The organism is Bradyrhizobium sp. AUGA SZCCT0431, assembly GCF_018131065.1.
Lineage (GTDB): Bacteria > Pseudomonadota > Alphaproteobacteria > Rhizobiales > Xanthobacteraceae > Bradyrhizobium.
The window spans coordinates 21357-40925 of record NZ_JAFCLR010000009.1 but is presented as its reverse complement, the minus strand read 5'-3'; the positions used below and the strand labels follow the sequence as shown (position 1 = coordinate 40925).

The following is a 19569-nucleotide window of genomic DNA, read 5'->3' as shown; positions in this document are numbered from 1 at the left end:
TTGAGTTGGCGAATCCCGATTTTTCGATGCCGCGCAAGTGTGCGCCGCGTGAGAAATGCGGCGATCTGATCGTGCGCTGGATGAGAATCGACGCCGTTCGTATTCTCGCCGCCACTGACATTAACGATCGACAGGTCCGCCTGGACGCCGCCTGGCCGAACATTCCCAAGCATTGAAATCCGCTTGCGGCGCTGTCGCTATAAGCAGCTGATTTGTATCACCAATCCAAAATTCTCTGACGGCATTTGGCTCGACTGTCGGAAGTGCGCAGCATGCCATGTCAGCGCGCACTCGTGTCGGGCCTACCACGCATCCGCGCCGATATTAGCCATCGGTGCTCATTCTCCCATCGCCGCTATGTTCGGTGTGGGGAACGCGGTATTATTGCTGGGTAAAGAGGCCAATTGCTAATTTCCGGTTACCGAATTGCGGCGTTGCCTAAAATTTATGTCTGGTGTTTCGGAAGGTTTTTAAATGCGCAAGATTTCGTTGTTCCTGGCATTTTGCGGTATCGCATCTGTCGTAGCCGGCCCGGCGTATGCGCAGGGCACGCCCAAGCAGAAGGCCGTGCCGGCGCCAAGGCCAGCAACCCAAGCCGAGGCGACGGTGCCGGCAGTGGCGGCGGCCGATGAAAAAGCCGCCAAAGCGATCGATGGATTCCGTTCTTCGAAATTCGGCATGAACGAGGCGGATGTCCGCGCGGCGATCACCAAGGATTTCGGCGTCAAGCCGGATGCGATCAAGTCGCAGGACAATCCGGCCGAACTGACCCGCAGCGTATTGCTGGCCGTTCCGGACCTGCTGCCGAGCGGCGGGATCGCCGAAGTATCCTACGTGTTCGGCTACAAGTCGAAGACGCTCATTCAGGTCGGCACGGTCTGGTCGAAAGGGACGGATCCGGCGATGACGCCGGAGAAGCTGTTCTCGAATGCCAACATTCTCCGCGCCCACTTCCTGGGCGAAGGCTTCAAGCCCGACACCATCGCCGTCAACACGCCTGTCGCCGGCGGCGTCCTGATGTTTCGTGGCAGCGATGCCAAGGATCGATCGGTGATCCTGCTGCTGCAGGGAACGTTCGAGACCAAGGAGAACAACCAGCGGATCCTGACCCCGACCGGCCTGCTGCTGTTCTATGTGGCCGACACCAAGAGCCCCGACGTTTTCAAGCTCCCGCCCGGTCAGTTCTGATGTCGTCCCGCTCCGGATCAACCCGGCGCATGGCCGCCGGTCGCGCGCTCTTGTCACCAGCGAAGGTGAGCTGACATGCGTATGCCGCTCTCAGCCAGAAGCGAGGGTGGTTTGACGTTACGCAGGTTCTCGCGCCTGCGTTTCGTCTCGTTGATCTGCATTGCGCAGATGACGATCCTGCCGTTGCTCGGCACTGGCCTTCGGGCGCAGACGGCCAACGTCATCATTCCCGACGGCCGCACCGGAACGAGCCTGCAGACGTCGGGCAATGTCACCAACATCACCACGACCACCGTATCCGGCGCCAACGCGTTCAACTCGTTTTCGCAGTTCGGGGTCGGGCAGGGCAACACCGTCAACCTGCAGGTGCCCAACGGCAGCCAGAACCTGATCAATATCGTCCGGGACGCGCCGGCTTACGTCAACGGAACCCTCAACTCCTATCAAAACGGCAAGATCGGCGGCAATGTCTACTTTGCCGATCCCTACGGCTTCGTGGTCGGCAAGACCGGCGTCGTCAATGTCGGCAGCCTGAACGTTTCCACGCCGTCGAAGGAATTCACCGACAGCATCATCGGCGCCTCGGGGCAGATCAATAACGCCGCCGTAAGCAGCCTGATGAACGGCTCATTCCCGATATCGCCGGACGGCAATATCCGGATTCTCGGCCGTATCAACGCCGCGGACGGCGTCCGGCTTACGGGCCAGAACGTCTTCGTCGGCGGCGGCAGGAGCCAGCGCGAGCGGGTCAACCACGAACACGCCTCCAAATTCGCGGCCTCCGTCAATTCCAAGGGTCTGCGCAGCGCCAGCGCCATCACCGTCCACAACGGATCGATCCACATTGGCGCGGTCAACAACGCAACCATCTCCGGGCGGCTGACGGCGCGCAGCCGCACCACCACGCCGAGCACGATCACCGTCACCGCCGGAAACAATATCCAGCTCGGCAAGACAGCGAGCCTGAGCACCGCCGCCAGCAAGACAGGCGACGCCGGCAATATCACGCTCAAGAGCACCGGCGATCTGACCGTGAAGAGCGGCGCCCGGATCAACGCCAGTTCCGCCAAGGGCAACGCGGCTGTCGTTGATCTGAGCGCCAACGGCATCGTCGACATCGCCAGCGGCGTCAAAATCAACGTTGCCGCGCCTAACGGCAATGCCGGCAAGCTCATCCTCGATCCGACGGATATCGTTGTCGGCGCGGCCACCGGTGTAGCCGGTGTCAACATGTCGAATGCCACGGTCGCCGCCGCGATCTCTGCGCTCAACGGCACCGGTACGTTCACGCTCTTGGCGAGCAACTCAATCACGATCAATGGAAACGGCGTCGTCGACGGCGGAACCACCGTTAACGTGACCCTGAATGCGCCGACGCTGAACCTGCTGGCGGGCAGCTATGTCAGGGGCGATACCGTTGCTCTGACTTCGACTACCTCTGGCGGCCAGGTCAACATCAATGCTGCCAGCACTGGCGGCGCTCAGGTTTTGACCAACACTGGACTGCAGATTACTGCGTCGCGGGTCGTCCTCTCCAGCGCCGCCGATATGATCGTTGGCAATGGCAGCACAAGCAGCAATACCGGCGCGGCCGGTTTCGTGTCCAATGCCACGATCGCGCGCTACGCCGGCGCAGTCGGCAGCGGCGCCACGCTTTCGCTCAGCGCGGCGTCACGGATTACCGTCGATTCCACCGGCATCGTCGACGGCCGCCGCATGGCCGGCGCCGTTTCGAATGCCAACTCGGTGGACAACATCGTATTCACCGCACCGACGATCAACATCGACAGCGGCGGCCAGGTCCTTGCGCAGGCGGTGAATACCACGGGCGCCAACGCTACCAGCTTTACTTCCGGCCGGGTCATCATGAATGCCTTCGGCGCCGGTTCAGGTATTGACGTATCCGGTACCGTTAGAGGTGGCTACCTCGCCTTCAGTACCGATCAGGCCTCGATAACCGTGGGATCGACGGCCGTCATTGCCGCCGATCCGTCGCGGTACGTCAATTTCAACGGCCCATCTATCAACGTAAACACCGGCGCGAGCATCAGCGCGGGCACCGTCGGCTTTTTCTTCGCCCAAAGCGCACTTACTGTCGGCGGCGCGTCGCTGACAGGCGGCAACGTCGCCGCCAACAACGGCCAGGGCGGCCTGCTGTCGAACCTGATGGTCGCCAGATATATCGCGGCTGTAAACGGCTCCGGAACCTTGTTGCTTTCGGCTCAGGCCAACACATTGAATCTCAACGCCGATGCGGTGATCAACGCCGGCAGCACGATGAAGGTCGCGCTGCAGGCCCGTACGCTCAACGTCACGTCGGGCGCACAGATCACCGCGGGCGCTGCCGCGTTTGCCTTCGACCAGGACAACGTCATCATCGGCAGCTCGGCCGATCCCAGTGCCGGGAGCGCCGGGTTCGTCAACAACACCCAGATCGCCTCGTTGATGCTGGCGCTTTCCGGAACCAGCGCGTTCGAGATTTCGGCGAACAATTCGATCACCCTGAACGCGACCGCCGTCATCGATTCACGTTCGCTGAACGCCTCCCAGAATTCGCAGGCCAATTCGCGGAACGTCACGTTGAGCGCGCCGACGATCACGATGGCCCAAGGATCGAAAATCCTCGCCCAAGCCGTCAATTTCGGCGGCTCCACCTTCACCAGCGGCACCGTTACGCTCAATGCGACCGCGAGCGACAACAGGTTGTCGGGCCAGGCGACCGCGGTGACGGGAATTACGATCGACGGCCAGATCACGGGCGGCAATATTTCGATCAACGCGAGCTCGACGGCCGTATCCAGTTTCACGAGCTCGATCCTGGGGATGTTCGCGCTCGTCGGCGAAAGCGTTGCTCCGGCGTTGCTCGGCCTCAATGGTGGCTACGTCGCGGCGAGTGCAACGGCAACGGTGAACATCAACAGCCACGCCAACATCAGCGGCACAGGCAACGTTTCCATCCGCGCGAACGGCTCGGAGCTGGCGGAGGATCCGGTCCTTGCTGGTCTCGTGAACTTCATGCCGTTCAGCGCGGCGGTGGTCGTCGGCAAGATCGACGCGAACGTTTCGACCAACGTGGCATCCGGCGCGACGATTTCCGCCGGTAGCAACCTGTCGATCCTTGCCACGAACGACGCAACCATGAAGGTGTCCGCTGTTTCGGCCGGCTCATCTCAGTTTGTGGAGACGGTCGCTTATTCCAAGGCGACCGTCTCGACCTTGGCTAACGTTGCAACCGGCGCCAACATCAGTGTCGGGACGGTCAACCCGAGCGGCAACACGTTCGCGGTGCGTGCGCTGAACAACAACAGTTTTTCAACGTCGGCGACATCGGTCGCACTGAGCTCGCCAGGTGTAAGCGGTGGCTCCGGCGGGGCGCTGGCGATCAGCGATATCACGACATCGGCTACGGCATTGATGGGGGCCTCGCTCGGCACCAGCGCCAACCGGCTGAACGGTTCGGTGGTCGTCGAGGCGACATCCAACGGCAAGCTCAACTCGACCATGGCCTCGACCATCGTCGGTACGCCGGCCCTGGTCGGCGCCCTGCAGGAAGCGATTCTTACGACCCTGTCGCCGGAAAGCATGATCTTTGCGATGATGGGCCCGCTGGTCTCGGCGAGCTTCAACTTCAAGTCCGCGGGGGCGATGTCGCTTGCGAACAGCACGCAGAATGCGACGGCGGCGATCAGGCAAAACCCGAGCGGCGGCGCACCCAGTATTTACACCAATGGTAATGTCGCTGTTGTCAGCAACGTCATCGACGTCGGCGTCCGCAGCAATGCCACCGCCAGCGCGATTACGTCCGATGTGTCGGCCGGCGAGGGCGTCGCGATCAGTGCGGCCGTCGCATGGGGCACCTTCAACCACAATTCCAACGCCTATATCGGTGGCGGTACGCTGATCAACGCGCCGAACATCGGCGTCACTGCGAACACCTATTTACCGATCACCAACACCTGGCTGCAATGGGCCGGGCTCGGCGAGGTGATCAGCCATCTCAACGGCAATCTCGGCGTCGGCGGCAATATCCTGACCAGCTACGCCAATGCGACCTCGGATGCCGGCGATACGGTTGGCATTGCCGGTTCGTTGAACAATTTCATGGTCAACAACAACACGACCGCGTGGGTCGCGACCGGAGCGAGCCTGAACGCGACCTGCACCATCGCGACCTGTGGCAACGGCGCCTGGTCGGCGTCGACCTGGAGCGGCACGCAGGACTTCAACGCGACCCTGGCGATCGCGGCGAACACGTCAACGAGTTCGATCAACGCTGCCGGCAACGTGGGGACGCTGGGCTTCCTGCCGGGCAATACCTCGGGCGGTTCGTCATTGGGCGGCGCGCTCAACCTCGTTCAGTTCTCCAGCAACACCATCGCCGGCGTTGCCTCGGGGGCTTCGTTAAGCTCCGCAGACAACATTTCCATCGATGCGGTCACCAAAGATCTGTTCTTCGGTGTGGCGCCGACATCAGGCAAGGCTGCGGGCGCTCTGTCGCTGAACGGGATCACGTCGATCGCGCTGGTCAACAACAAGACGCACGCGTCGATCGGCATCGGCGCCCACGTGTCGTCTCCGACGGTCAACGTCCATGCGGCCCAAGATCTGTCGATGCTGTCGATTGCCGGTGCGGTCTCCCTCGGCGGCGCTTCCGCGGTCGGTATCGCCGTCGCCTATCTCGGAGCGAATACCGATACCGCCGCCTATATCGGCGAAAATCAGAGCGACATTAGGCCGGGTCCCTTCAGCGCCAACGATCCGTTCTCGGGTAGCGGCGGAGGCAACGGCACGATCGCTGTGGATCATCTGGCGGTCAGCGCGACGACTTCCGGACGTATGACGGCGGCTTCGATCGCGGCGGCGATCTCTGAACCTTCGGTCTCGGACTTCGCCAACAAGGCCGGAGCCGTCGGCGCCGCCGCGACAGGCGGAGCTGATGGTGTCGGGATAGCAATGGCCAGGATCAGCCAGTCCTCGGGTGCTTCCAATGACGGCTTCTCCATCGATATCGCGGGCAGCTCGTCGGTCAGCGACGTCTCGTTGGGGACGACCGCTTCGGTCACTGGCGTGACGATCAACCGCTTCACCGGGTCGAGCACCACGGCGAGCACACTGGTCCAGGCGCTCAACGATACCGTCCTCAACAACGGTTCAGGCTCCGCTGCGGCCAACCTCGCAGGGTCCGCGGCATCGGGAAGTGTTGCGGTCGCGGGCGCCATTGCCGTAGCCATGTCGAACAACGCCACGGTGGCCTATATCGACAACACGACCATCAACAATCACGCGGCGGTGTCGGTTCAGGCACTGAACGGCGGATCGGAAACGGTCGTCGCCATCGGCATCGCCGCATCCCGGGCCAATTCGGTTGCGATTGCGCTGTCGGTCGGCATCATCACCGACAGCGTCAATGCCTACATCCAGAATTCGACCCTCAACGGCGTCTCCAGCGGCACGTCGCGCGCGGTCGAGGTCGACGCCTACCAGACCAGCAACATCGCGATCGGCGGTGGCTCGCTTTATGTGGCCGGCGGGCAGGGCGGGGTCGGTGCCGGATTTACCTATGCCTCGATCGGCGATCCGACCGGTGGCACGGCGGTCGATGCGCATATTCGCGGGACGTCGATCAACAATTACGACACGCTTACGGTGCTTGGAGACAACGCCAGCGTGATCGCCGCAGGCGCGGCATCCGGCGGGGCCGGGGGCAATGGTGCTGCCGGCGCCATCGTCGTCACCGACATTACGACGTCGACGATGTCCTATATCCGCAGCAGTGCCACCGTTAACATCACGGTCACCGGCAACGTCATTGTGACCGCTGATAGCGTTGCCATTGCATCGCTCGACACCGCGCTGTCCAATCTCGTCAAGGCCTCGAACGCCAACCAGCTCGCGTCCGACAATTGTTCAACCACCGGCGGACAACAGAACTGCGTCGATTTCAGCTACCAGGCGCTGAATGGCGGGACGGCGGGCAGTCCAACGGCACCGGGTGCCGCGATCATTGCGGTCGCCGGCATCATCCAGGCAGGCAAGAACAATGTCGGCGCGTCGATGGTCTACGACCACATCGCGACGACGCATTCGGCCTACATCGCAGGTGTCCTGCTGACCTCGACCACCGGCACCGTCTCGGTGACCGCGAGCGACTCCTCGGAGATCCAGTCCGTTGCGATCGGCTTCGGCCTTTCCACCGGCCAGTTCTCGGGCGTCGGCGGACTGTCGATCAACTCGATCCAGAATACCGTGACGGCCTCGGTCGGCAACGCGCAGTCGAACACCACGAATTCGACGATTACGGCCGAGAAAGGTCTCTTTGTTACCGCGAACGACACCTCGAAAATCACCGGAACTGCGGCGGTGGCCGGCGGGTCGACGCAGGGAAGCGCCGCGGGCCTTGCGCTCGTCTACAGCGACATCTCGAACAATTTGAGCGCCGGGATAACCGGCTCCAAGGTGTTGGTTTCGAGCGGAAATGTCGGCGTTTCGACCAAGTCCGAAGCCATGATTTCGACGGTTGCGGTGGGTGTCGCCATTTCGTCGCAAGTCGGTCTTGCCGGATCGGTTGCCACCAATTTGATGGGCACGAATGTCACCGCCAGCATTACCGGCGGCTCCGACGTCATCGCCGACGGCAACATCGCCGTGCAAGCGAACAACACCGACAACGCCGCGGTATTTGCTGGTGCGTTTGCGATCTCCAAGGGGGCTGCCGGCGGCGCGGGGTCGCTCGTCACCAACAAGATCACAGGTAACACGTCAGCCTATATCAGTGGCTCGGCCACCAAGGTCGACGCGCGCGGTAACACTGGGCCGACGTCGAATCCCTTCTCCGTCAACAGCGGCACACTCGCGCACGCGCTCGATCTTGGTGCGTTCAACGCGCCGACCGACGACACGCCCGACCTGAGCGAGACGCGTGAAAATGTGAGGGGCCTCTCGGTCGTCGCCAGCTCGCATCAGGCGGTCGTCGCCAACGTTGCCAGCCTTGCCGCGAGCAGCGGCGTTTCGATCATGATCAACCCGATCGTCAACGTGATGTCGGGCACGACCAGCGCCTATATCGATGGCGCCAGTATCGACACGCGGCTGACCAGCTCCACATTGGCGCCGCAGATCAACGTCGCTGCCAGCAGCATGTCCTATGCCGGCACGTTCGGCCTCGGTATCGTGGCGCCGACAGGCACCGCCGGCGGCGGCGCGACCATCATCAGCACGACGATGTCGCGCGAAACCTTCGCCTATATCACCAATGCCGAAGTCGGCGGCACCGTCACCGTGGGCGGCGTGGTCTCGCCGACGGTCGGTGCGGTCACGGTCAAGGCCAATGCCGAGCAGCATGCGTCCTCCGTCGCGGTCGGCTTCAACAGCGGTTCGGTCGGGCTCAATGTCTTCAATGCCACGACGGAAGCGTATGTCGACGGTGGCTCGCTGACCGCCTCGTCGCTGTCCGTCAAGGCCAAGGACAGCACGGGTATCGCGTCCGCCAACGGCTCCGGCGCCTATGGAAGCAACGTGGCGATTGGCGCTGCCTTCCTGGTCCAGGTCAGTTCGAACAAGACCCTGGCTTATATCGGCGATGAATTCCACTATCGGGGCAACGGCGCGGCCCATACGACGGCGCTTCAATTGAGTGGCGCACTCGAGGTCGACGCAAGAACGATCAACGATTTCCAGGCGTTTTCAGTCGGCGGCGCGATCTCAACCGGCGGCGGGGCTGTCGCTGGCATGGCCAACATTGAGATCGCCAACAACGTCACGATTGCTGGCATCTACGACACCACGCTGACGTCGCCGACGGGCACCGCTGCGGGCGCGGTCACGGTGAACGCAAACGAGGAAGTCTACATCCGGGAGATCGCGGGCGCGCTGTCGGTCGCGACCGGCGGAGTAGGCGTCGGTGCCGCCGCCAACGTGCTGGTGTTCAAGAGCCAGACCACCGCGGAGACCCGCAACAGCAACCTGAACTCTTCAGGGGCGATCAACGTCAACGCCCAGAGCATCAAGGAAGTGCAGTCCTATGCCGTGACCGTGGGCGCCGGCAGCTCGGTGGGCATCGGCGCGGCGATTGGGGTCATCCTTATCGGCACCAACACGGCGGACGCCGACACGCAGGGCGACCAGACCGGACAATTCGGCGGCACCATCGCCGCCGCCAATGCCGGAACCAATTCGAGCCAGGGCAGCGGCGCGGTCGCCAGCGGCACGGCTGGCAACCCGAGCAACGCCAACGCCACGTCGACCTATGACGTCAGCACCGTGCTGACCGGCGGCAACGACAGCGTCACGGCGCAGATCGCCGGCGGCAATGTCACGGGCACCCAGGTCAACGTCAGCGCCACCAGCGCCAACGCCGCGCAGCAATTCCTGCTCGGCGCCGGTTTCGGCAAGGATGTCGGCATTGGTGCCGGTATCGGCTGGACCAGCGTCAACAGCAGCGTTCTCGCCAATCTCAGCGCCATCGTCTCGGCTCCCACGGTCAGCGTCGCAGCTGTCGTGAAGGATGCCACGACCGGGCCCTATGCGGGCAAGACGGTAGACACCGAATCCGTTGCCGGCGGCTTGTCGCTCTACTTCGGCGCCCAGGCAGCCGTGGCCGTCGGCAATGTCACCAATACCGTGACGGCGCAGCTCGGCGGCACGGTGACGGGAACGGGCGGAAATGGCGTCCAGGTGAGCGCGCGCGACACCTCGACCCAGGCGGCAACGGCCGGGGGCGGCAGCGGCGGCATCGCGGCCGTCGGCGTTACGATCGCTACCACCGCAAAATCCAGTTCGGTCGCCGCCAAGATCCTGGATAACGCCAGCGTCAACAGTTCGACCGTTGCCGTCACGGCAACCGAAGGCGGCGCCTTGTCGGCGTCGGCGACGGCGGTCGCCGGCGGTATCGTCTCCGGCACCGGCGCAGCCGCGACCGCGAAGGAAGACTCCACCGTGCTGGCGGAGATCGGCAACAGCGCCGCTATCTCGACGTCCGCAACCGGCCTCGGCACCCTGGTATCGGCTTCGGCGACGCCGGACGTCTCGGCGACTTCGCTGGGTGTCGCCGTCGGCGGCGGCGCGATCGGCGTCTCCGTGGCGCTGGCGAGTTCGTCGCTCAACGTCACCTCCCGCGTCGGCAACAATACCACTTTCACCGGAGGCGACGTTTCCGTCACCGCCATGGCGCTGGCGCCGAGCAGCGGCAACGGCATCTATGCCCGTGCGATCGCGGGCGGCGGCGGATCGCTGATCGGCGTCCAGGGCAGCTACGCCGAAACCAGGGAAAACTCGACGGTTAGTGCCTATGGCGGGACGGGGATTACCCTGCCGGCCGGCGACTTCATAATCGCCGCCCAGAACGACAGCAACCAGTACGCAACGGCGACGGGTATCGCTGCGGGCTATATCGCGGCGGGCGCGACCATAGCAAAGGTCACATCCAACGCCACCACGGACGCCTATCTCGGGGCGGGGGCGATCACCACCGCAAACCATATCGGGATCCTGCAGATCACCGCGGTCAGCACCGATACCCTTGCGGCCAGCGCGACGGCCGGCTCGGGTGGCACCATCGCAGGCGCTGCGGCGGTCGCGCTGATCAACAACACCGCTACGACGAGCGCGAACCTCTATGGCAACGCGACGTCCAATACGCTTTACCTGGGCGGGCTGAACATCCAGGCCCAGCACCAGACAAATTATGCCGGTAATGGCGACGCCTTCCAGGCATCCTTTGCCGGCGCCAGCGGCGGCAATTCGACCAGCAACGTCACCTCGACCACGACGGCCGGTGTCGGAACGAACCTGATCATCCATTCCGCGGGCGGCGACATGCTCGTCATCTCCAACGACATCGTCAATCAATTCGGTGGCGGAGCGCGGGCAGGATCGGGCGGCGTGGCCGCGGGCGCCGCGACGGTGAGTGACGCCCATGTCACCCAGAGGTCGACCACGAATATCGGCAGCGGCACGATCCTCAGCCTGAACGACGATCCTCTGACGTCAACCTCCAAGGTCAACATCGAAGCCTACAACTCGCTGCGCACCGTCGACAGTGTCAGCCTGACCGCGGGCGGCCTGTTTGCCGGCGGCGGCGCCCGTTCCAACATGACGGCGAACGCCTACGCCACGGTCAACATCGACGCGACCGAGATCTTCAGTGCCGGCAATCTCTTCATCGGCACCGCGTCCTCGCTGATCGCGTACAACTACGCCAACGCGAACCTGTTCGGCGCCATCACCGGCGCCGGCGCCAGCACGAATACCTCGCTGACCGCGAACCAGGCCGTCAACGTTAGCGGCGATACGACGCTGCTGGCCTGGGGCCTGCTCAATCTCACCGCCGGCCAGGCCGGCGACGGCAGCAAGTACAGCCAAGTGAGCGCCAACGCGACCACCGTGGTCTACAACCAGGCCGTGATCCCGATTACGGCCGTGTATAGCGGCACGGCCACGGCGCGGAGCTATACCGACCTGAATATCGCCGGTGGCGCCAAGGTGCTTGGCGTGAACAACGTCTCGCTCGCAGCGACCAGAGGTGCCGTATCGGCGAACGGCAGGGGCACCAATTACAATCCGTATCTGACGCTGTTCAGCACCGAGAACCACGACAATCACAGCAATACCGACGGCCGCGGCAACATCTCGCAGAACGGCGTCGTGGTGGCCGGCATCTACAATCAGGAATCGATCCTCATTGCGGTCGGCGCCAACGCGCCGACCCTGACGACCACCAGTCCGTACGCGCTGACCCTCGAACTGGTCTCCGATCCGAATAATTTCAGCGCGGTCAAGAAGTACAATCACCAGACCATCCAGTACGCGGTCGTCAACGGCTTCAATCCCTATCAGACGATCGTCGCGCAGATCGCCACGTTGAGCGGGTTGTCGACGGCGGATGTGCAGACGGTGTTGTCGGGTGCCAATCCCACCATCACGATCGCCACCGCCAGCGATCCGACCGGCGATATCCAGCGCCAGGTCAACACGCTGATCCAGCAGGCGCCGTTCGCCGCCAACGTCGCCGGCGCGTCGATCGCGCTTGGCGATATCCTGGTCTCGGGCGGCAACGTCTCGATCCTGGCCGAAACGATGAGCGGTACGCAGGTGGCCGGCAAGGCCGCACCGCGTGTCTCGTCCCGCGACTCCGTCTCGATCAACATCGGGAACCAGGGCCTGAACTTCATGTCGGTGTCGAGGATGACGGTGACCGGCGTCAGCGGTGGCCACAATATCTTTACGGGTGCGGCGACCGACACCACGTCGCCCGGCATCACCTTCCAGCAGGATCTGACTGGCTCGACGCCGGTCGTCACCGTAAATGCCAGCTATAACCGCAAGGACCCGAACACCGGCCTCGGCGTCGATCTGAACGGGATCCCGCTGACCAAAACCCCCGACATCTACTTCAACGGTGAGGTCACCAACCTGAACGGTCTGCTCAACATCGGCAACGCGCTCGGCAACGTGGTCGCGTCGCAGACCTACAACGCGGCGACGATCCAGGTGCAGGTCCCGAACGGCACCTTCACGTTCAATGGTGGGGTTGGCAGCATCTACAACACCAACGGCACCGTGTCGTCGCAGTGGGCGGGTGTCCAGTTCAGGCCCACTGACACGCTTACCGCCGTCATGACGGCGGCGACGTGGCTGGGAACGTACGGCCAATACGTTCCCGGTGAGGTCTACATTGCCGGCAACGGCAGCTACAAACCGTATACCCATTATTGCTGCAACGGCGGCAGCGGCAGCGCGGCTGCTGTACCGAACAGCGTGGTGTTCACCGCGCGCATGCTCAACCTGTTTTATGACGGCGTTTCCCTTTATTCGGCGATCTTCCTGCCGGCAGGCGAGGGCATTCCTGGAAACCTCGCTCAAATCGAGGGAGCCAATCCTGCCATCGTCTCGACCAGGCCTTGGGAGAAGAGCACCTATGACGGTCAGACGGTGTACGGTGACAACGGAAGCCCGTTCCATTGTTTGGGCTGCGCAGCCTTCTTCCAGGTCATCAACATCCAGTCCGCGGCGGTGACGCCAATAACCGCTGCGACGACCCTCACGGGCGCGGCGCCCAACGCCTTTGCCATCGGCAAAGCCATCATCCTGTCGGCGTCGGTGCTCAACGTCAACGGAACCATCCAGAGCGGACAGAGCAGCAACTATTCGGTCAATATCGGCACCAACGCCAGGAACGTCATTGACAGCCTGCGCGCCGACACGCTGGCAAACCTGTCGCTCGCCCAGGCCCAGAGCAATGCCCAGAACGGCAATTATCTCGACCTGACCCCGTACCTGACCAAGGTCAACGGCGGCGACGTGCAGGTTGGCGCGCGGTACAACGTGCTGACCGACCAGATCGTGCTGAACAGCGTGGTGCAGGGCACCGGCGGCTATGTCTACCTGAACGGCCGCATCATCAGCACGTCCACGAGCGGCACATCGCAGGGCAACATCGTCGTCAACGGCGGCGCCGGCACGATTACCGTCAACAACACGACCGGAACGACGCTCGTCACCAACACGATCAACACCGGCGTCAGCGCCGCGAGCGTCATCCAGATCGTCGACCAGCTCAAGCAGCAGACGACCTGGTACGTCTACAATGCGGCGGCACCGGGCGGACAGCAGGTCAGCACCTACCGGACCGCAGGCGTCAATGCGAGCGGTTACAATTCGGGGATGCTGGTCGGACTCAGCGGAACCTCGGGCGTGGTCTACCAGCCGCAGGCCAACCAATATTATCAATGGGTTGACACGGCGACGCTGACGCGTCCCGTCACCAGCACTGCCGCCGACTATGGCTGGACCTTCAGCGGCGTCTCGGCCAACTCGCCGACCTATCCCTACACACAGACCACGAGCCTCGTCTCGAACGTGATGCAGGTCGTCAACGGCGTTACCACCAATCAGTTGCAAACCGCCAACTTCCAGGAAGTCGTCACGGCGACCGGCGCTTACCACTCCAACAACTTCAACACCGGCAGTGGTGCCTGCTGCGGCAGCCTCAAGCAGTACAATTGGTACCAGCAGATCTACGACCGCCTGACCCTGACGTTGACGAACACCGTCAAGGCCTCTTACGACATCGGTATTCATTTCAACGGCGGCGGTTCCAGCTCGGTGGCGGTGACATCCGACGCCAGCATCGTGATCAACGGACCGATCAACAATCTGCAGGGCGCAACGACCGTCACCGCGACGGGCGCCAATTCGTCCATCACGGTCGGAGCGACCGCCAATAATCCGCTGATTTCCGGAACCAACGTCACGCTCAGGGCAGATGGTGGTATCGGCTCGCTCGCGGGGACGAAGACGCCGGTGCCGGTCCAGGTCTATGGCGGCCAGCTGAACGCAACGTCGATTGACCGTGACATCGCCATTGCCGCGCAGGGATCGCTGGTAATCGGTCAGGTGAAAGCCAATTCGGCAATCGCGGGCAATGCGCCGCAAGGAAACATATTCCTGTCGGCGACCGGCGACATCAATTCGGGTTCACCCTACAACGTCGCCAACCCGGTCGTGGTCGGCAAATCGATCGAAATCAATTCGACGGGCGGCGCGATCGGCGCGGTTTCCAGCGTCAGCAACGGGGCGACTGTCCTGACCAACGTCAACCCGCTCGTGGTCCAGGCCACCGGAACGACCCTGATCAACGGCAGTGTCGACGGCGGGCTGCTCAACAGCACGTCCTCGACCGGTACCTACATCGTGCAATCGACCGGCGATCTCAGGCTCGGCAAGGTTTTGTCCGGAGGCGCGGTCTTCCTGGCGGCCGCCGCATCCGACGGTCGCACCGCCAACATCCTCAACGGCCTGTCGGCCGGCGGGCTGACCGCCGAGCAGAGCGCGCATCTCCAGGATGTCTGGACCAGCCTGAACCTCGTGAGCGGCTCCGCTGGGGCGTCCGTGACCGCCTACGAGTCGATGATCAAGGCGGCCTACAACGACTATTGGCAGCTGCGCAATCTGGCCTTTGCCGACGGCAATACCTACGCGCTCACTTCGCTCGGAACCACCGTGCTCAAGGCCCAGGTCGCGGCCAAGCTCGGCATCGATCCCGCTGATGTCACGACAACCCAGATGAGGACCGAGGCGACAACGCGCTTCGAGAGGGCCGAGTATCTGCTCGGCATCAAGACAGCGGCCCAGCTCTCGAATTCGCTCACGACGCTGTTCGGCGCCAACCTTGCCTCGAATGCAAGCCTGCAGGCCGCGCCGGATCTGACCGTGTCGCTCACGGCCTACAACCCGAATTTCAGCTATTCGCTGTCGACCAATTCGACGCTTTACACAACGATCACGTCGGGTTCGCAGTGGACGCAGGACCAGCTCAAATACACCGTGAGCGCCGCGGCCAATCCGGCCACCGCTGTGGCGCCGGCGCCGATCGGCGAACTCACGCCGGCGAACGTCAGTGGCCGGCAGGTCATGCTGTATGCGCCAAACGGTTCGGTCGGCAACCTGGCCAGGCCCGTGGACTTTTCCTTCACCAGCACGGGTTCCTCGTCGTTGTCGGACGTACAGAAGGCCCTGCTTGCCTCGGCCGGTCCGGCACAACTGACGGTGACGCCGACAACCGACCAGGCTACCGGTGTCATCACGTATAATGTGAGCGTGTCGCAACAGAGCTACGTCGTTCTTAATCCGATCGACGCCGTTGCCGCCAAGGTACAAAGCGACGTCTATCTGGCCAGCAAGTCCGACCTGAAGCTCGGCGGTATCGCCAACGCAACGTTCGGCCCGATCACGGCGGCGCAGTCCAACGGCGTGCAGACCACCGGCGGCGGCGACGTCAAGCTTGACGCCGTCGGCAACATATTCGCGGGCATCGCCAGCCAGGCTGTGATCTCCGGCAACATCCGGGATCTCACCCTGATCTCGGAAACCGGCAACATCGGTCAGGCGCCTGCGGCTGGAACCAACCAGGCGAACAATCCGAACGCCCTTCAGATTGCCTTCGCCAACCCGGCGACCAACCAGCTCGACCAGGTCGTGGCGGCGCAGGGCGGCATCTATCTGAAACAGACCACCGGCGATCTCGTCCTCGGCAACGTCACCGCCGCCGGCGCGATCCAGTTTGCGGCGACCGGCAGCATCTATGCCGAGCCGCAGTTTACCGACCGGACGGCGGTCCACATCGCGGGCGCGTCGCTGGACGTGCGCGCCGGTGGCAATGTCGGCTTCAACGGCACCACGGCCCAGCCGCTCCAGGTCAAGATATCGGGTGCGATCACCGGCACCTCGGTCGGCGCCATGACGATCCTGGCCCCGTCGGACAACCTGAATATCGGTACGACCGGAACCTACGGCGGGCTTTCCGCCGGCGGCGCGATGACGCTGAGGACGCCGGTTGGCGCGCTCAATATCAATGCCGACCTCACCAGCGACGGGTTGATGCAATTGCTCGCCAATGGCGCGGTGACGTTCACGGCCGGCACCAGCGCCGATCCGATCGTCGCCGAGAGCACCAATGGCGCGGTGACGCTGGCCTCGGCATCGCTCACCATGGGCGCCTACACCGCCATCAACGCCGCGGGCGTGATCACCGTGGCGACCACGGGGGATGCGACGCTCGGCCAGCTCAACTCGTCGGCATCCTATGCGGCGGCCGGCAACGCGGCTTCCATCGTGGTTTCGGCCGGCGGCGTCTCCGCGGGCGCGATCCTGAGCAACGCCGACGGCCGGACCAACCTGGTGGCGTCGGGCGCCAACGCGCGGGTCGCGCTCAACGCCAACAACATCGGGACATCGACGCAGCGGATCACCCTGAACGCGCCATACCTGGCCGCCACGGCGACCGATGGCGGCATCTATATCGGCGCGCTGGCTGACCTCGAGGCGAGCCTGCTGTCGGCCGTCAAGGGCAGCGTGGATGTACAGGGCAGTGGCAGCCTGACGCTGAACAGCGTTCTGGCCGGCACGGCGACCGGTGCCAACGGCACCTTCACCGCGCGGGCGACCACCAGCGGCAGCAACATCGTCGTCGGGGCAGCCGCCAGCAGCGGCAGCCAGACGGTTCATGCCGACGGCAACGTGACCTTCAACCAGCTCAGCGCGACGGGTGTCGGCAGCGATCCCGGCGATATCACCGTCAATGCCGATCACGGTTTCGTCCTGGCGCAGACGGTCGTTAACGGCGGCGTCACGACGCCGGGTTCGGTCGCAGCCAATGGCTCGGCCTCGCTGACGGCGGGCACCACCATCACCGGTACGACGCTGGCGGCGACCACCGGTTCGGCCTCGCTCGTGGCGGCTGGCCTGATCGACTGGACCACGCTGACCGCGGGCACCACGCTGGGCATGACGTCAACGGCCGGCAGCATCACGCTCAAGACCGCGCAGAGCGGCGGCAGCCAGATCCTGCATGCCAGCCAGAACATCACGTTCAACCAGCTGGCCACCACCAGCATCACCGGCGATGCCGGAAACATCAGCGTCAATGCCGCCAACGGCTTCATCCTGGCAGAAACTGTCGTTGCCGGTGGCACCACGACGCCGGGTTCGGTCGCAGCCAATGGCTCGGCTTCGCTGACGGCAGCCACGACCATCACTGGAGCGACGCTGGTGGCGACGACGGGCTCGGCTTCGCTCGTGGCAGCCGGGTTGATCGACTGGACCACGCTGACCGCGGGGACTACGTTGGGGCTCAATTCAACCGGCAGCAGCATCACGCTCAAGACCGCGCGGAGCGGCGGCAGCCAGACGCTGCACGCCAACCAGAATGTCACGTTCAACCAGCTCGCCGCCAGCGGCATCACCGGCGACGTTGGAAACATCAACGTCAATGCCGATAACGGCTTCATCCTGGCGGAGACGGTGGTTACCGGGGGCGTCACCACGCCGGGTTCGGTCGCGGCGAATGGCTCGGCTTCGCTGACGGCAGCCACAACCATCACCGGCGCGACACTGGCCGCCACCACCGGTTCGGCCTCGCTCGTTGCCAGCGGCCTGATCGACTGGACCAACCTGACAGCAGGTACGACGCTGGGGGTCAATTCGACCGGCAGCAGCATCACGCTTGCCTCAGCACAGAGCGGCGGTACGCAAACGCTGCACGCCAGGCAGAACGTGACGTTCAATCAGCTCACCACCAGCGGTATCACGGGTGACGCGGGCAACGTCAACATCAACGCCGATACCGGCAAGCTCGTCGGCGGCTCGATCAATGCCCATGGTTCCGCCAGCCTGATCGCAGCGACCAGCAACACCGGCAATAACCTCACGACCGTGACCGGCACCGCGTTGCTGCAGGGAACGCTGATCGACTGGGCCAACCTCCAGGTGGCCGGCGCGCTCGGTATGACGGCGACGGCGAGCGGGATCACGCTGGGAACGGCGATCAGCGGCGGCACCCAGACCTTGCAGGCACATGGCGACATTGTCTTCAAGCAGCTGACCGCCAATGGCATTCCCGGGGATGCCGGCGACGTCAATCTGCGCTCCGACTTCGGCTCGATCCTGGGCGGATCGGTGTTTGCCAATGGCGACACGCATTTCAATACGGCGGGCTCGATCGGCCTCGATCAGATCAGGGGCAACACGGTCGCGCTGTCCGCGCCCGGCGATCTCACGATCAAGTGGGTCAGCGTCGTCAAGCAACTGGATCTTGCGGCCAACACCATCAACGTCATCGGCGGGCAAATTCCGTCGACGCCGTCGATCCCGCTGATCATGAACGTCACCGGTTACAACGGCGGTGTCGCGACCTCGGCCAATCTCAACATCGATCCGGATACGATCATCGTCAATCAGTTCAGGGTCGTTGACGCGAACTTCGTCACCGACGCGCCGAACGTCACGATCGTCAACGGCTTCGTGCCGGGCCAGTTGATGTTGACGACGCTGACCCAACGGATCCTGCTGGATAACCGTTCACCGTCGCCGTCGAACTGGGCGACGCTGCAGCTCTACCAGCCGGGCGGCGTGTTCACGATGAGCCACAACGGCAACGCCAACGTCACCGACAGCTACGTCGTCCTTTACAATGGCGACATCTCGGCGACCGTGACCAACTACGTGGGTTCGCACACCTGCTGCAGCAGCTTCACCGGCTCGATGGCGATCCGCAACATCGCGAACGACACCGAGAGCACGGAAACGCTCAACACCTGGTTGGCGCAAAAGAGCGGCGCCGAAACGTTCTACCTGCTTGGCCTTGCCGGGAACGCGAGACTGGAGGCGCTGCTCACCCCGAAGCCGGTTGAGGTGATCGGATCGGGACCGGCCGTGAATATTGAGGGGCTTACGGAAGCCAAAAAGCTGCGACAGCTCCAGCGTGAAGGCCGCAAGAACGGCCGTCCGGGCTGGAACAGCACCGAGCTTGATGGACGCGCAAAAGGGAATGCCAATCGGTTCGCGGATGCCAAGGAGAATGGCAATCCGGTAGTTCAGTTCTAAGGC

General features: G+C 63.5%; 3 protein-coding genes. All 3 read left to right on the top strand.

Features of this window, described 5'->3' with window-relative positions; all coding sequences use genetic code 11:
• The first annotated feature begins 5 nt into the window (after positions 1-5).
• The 3 genes from JQ567_RS10450 to JQ567_RS10440 all read left to right on the top strand — a co-directional run bounded on the left by JQ567_RS10450 (position 6) and on the right by JQ567_RS10440 (position 19566).
• Positions 6-176, top strand: a complete 171-nt coding sequence (locus tag JQ567_RS10450; protein WP_212438736.1) for a hypothetical protein — start codon at positions 6-8, stop codon at positions 174-176.
• Between the two features lie 298 nt (positions 177-474).
• Positions 475-1188, top strand: a complete 714-nt coding sequence (locus JQ567_RS10445) for a hypothetical protein (RefSeq protein WP_212438735.1) — start codon at positions 475-477, stop codon at positions 1186-1188.
• Positions 1189-1263: 75 nt separating this feature from the next.
• Positions 1264-19566, top strand: coding sequence for a leukotoxin LktA family filamentous adhesin (locus JQ567_RS10440; RefSeq protein WP_212438734.1), 18303 nt, complete (start codon positions 1264-1266; stop codon positions 19564-19566).
• The last annotated feature ends 3 nt before the right edge of the window (positions 19567-19569 follow it).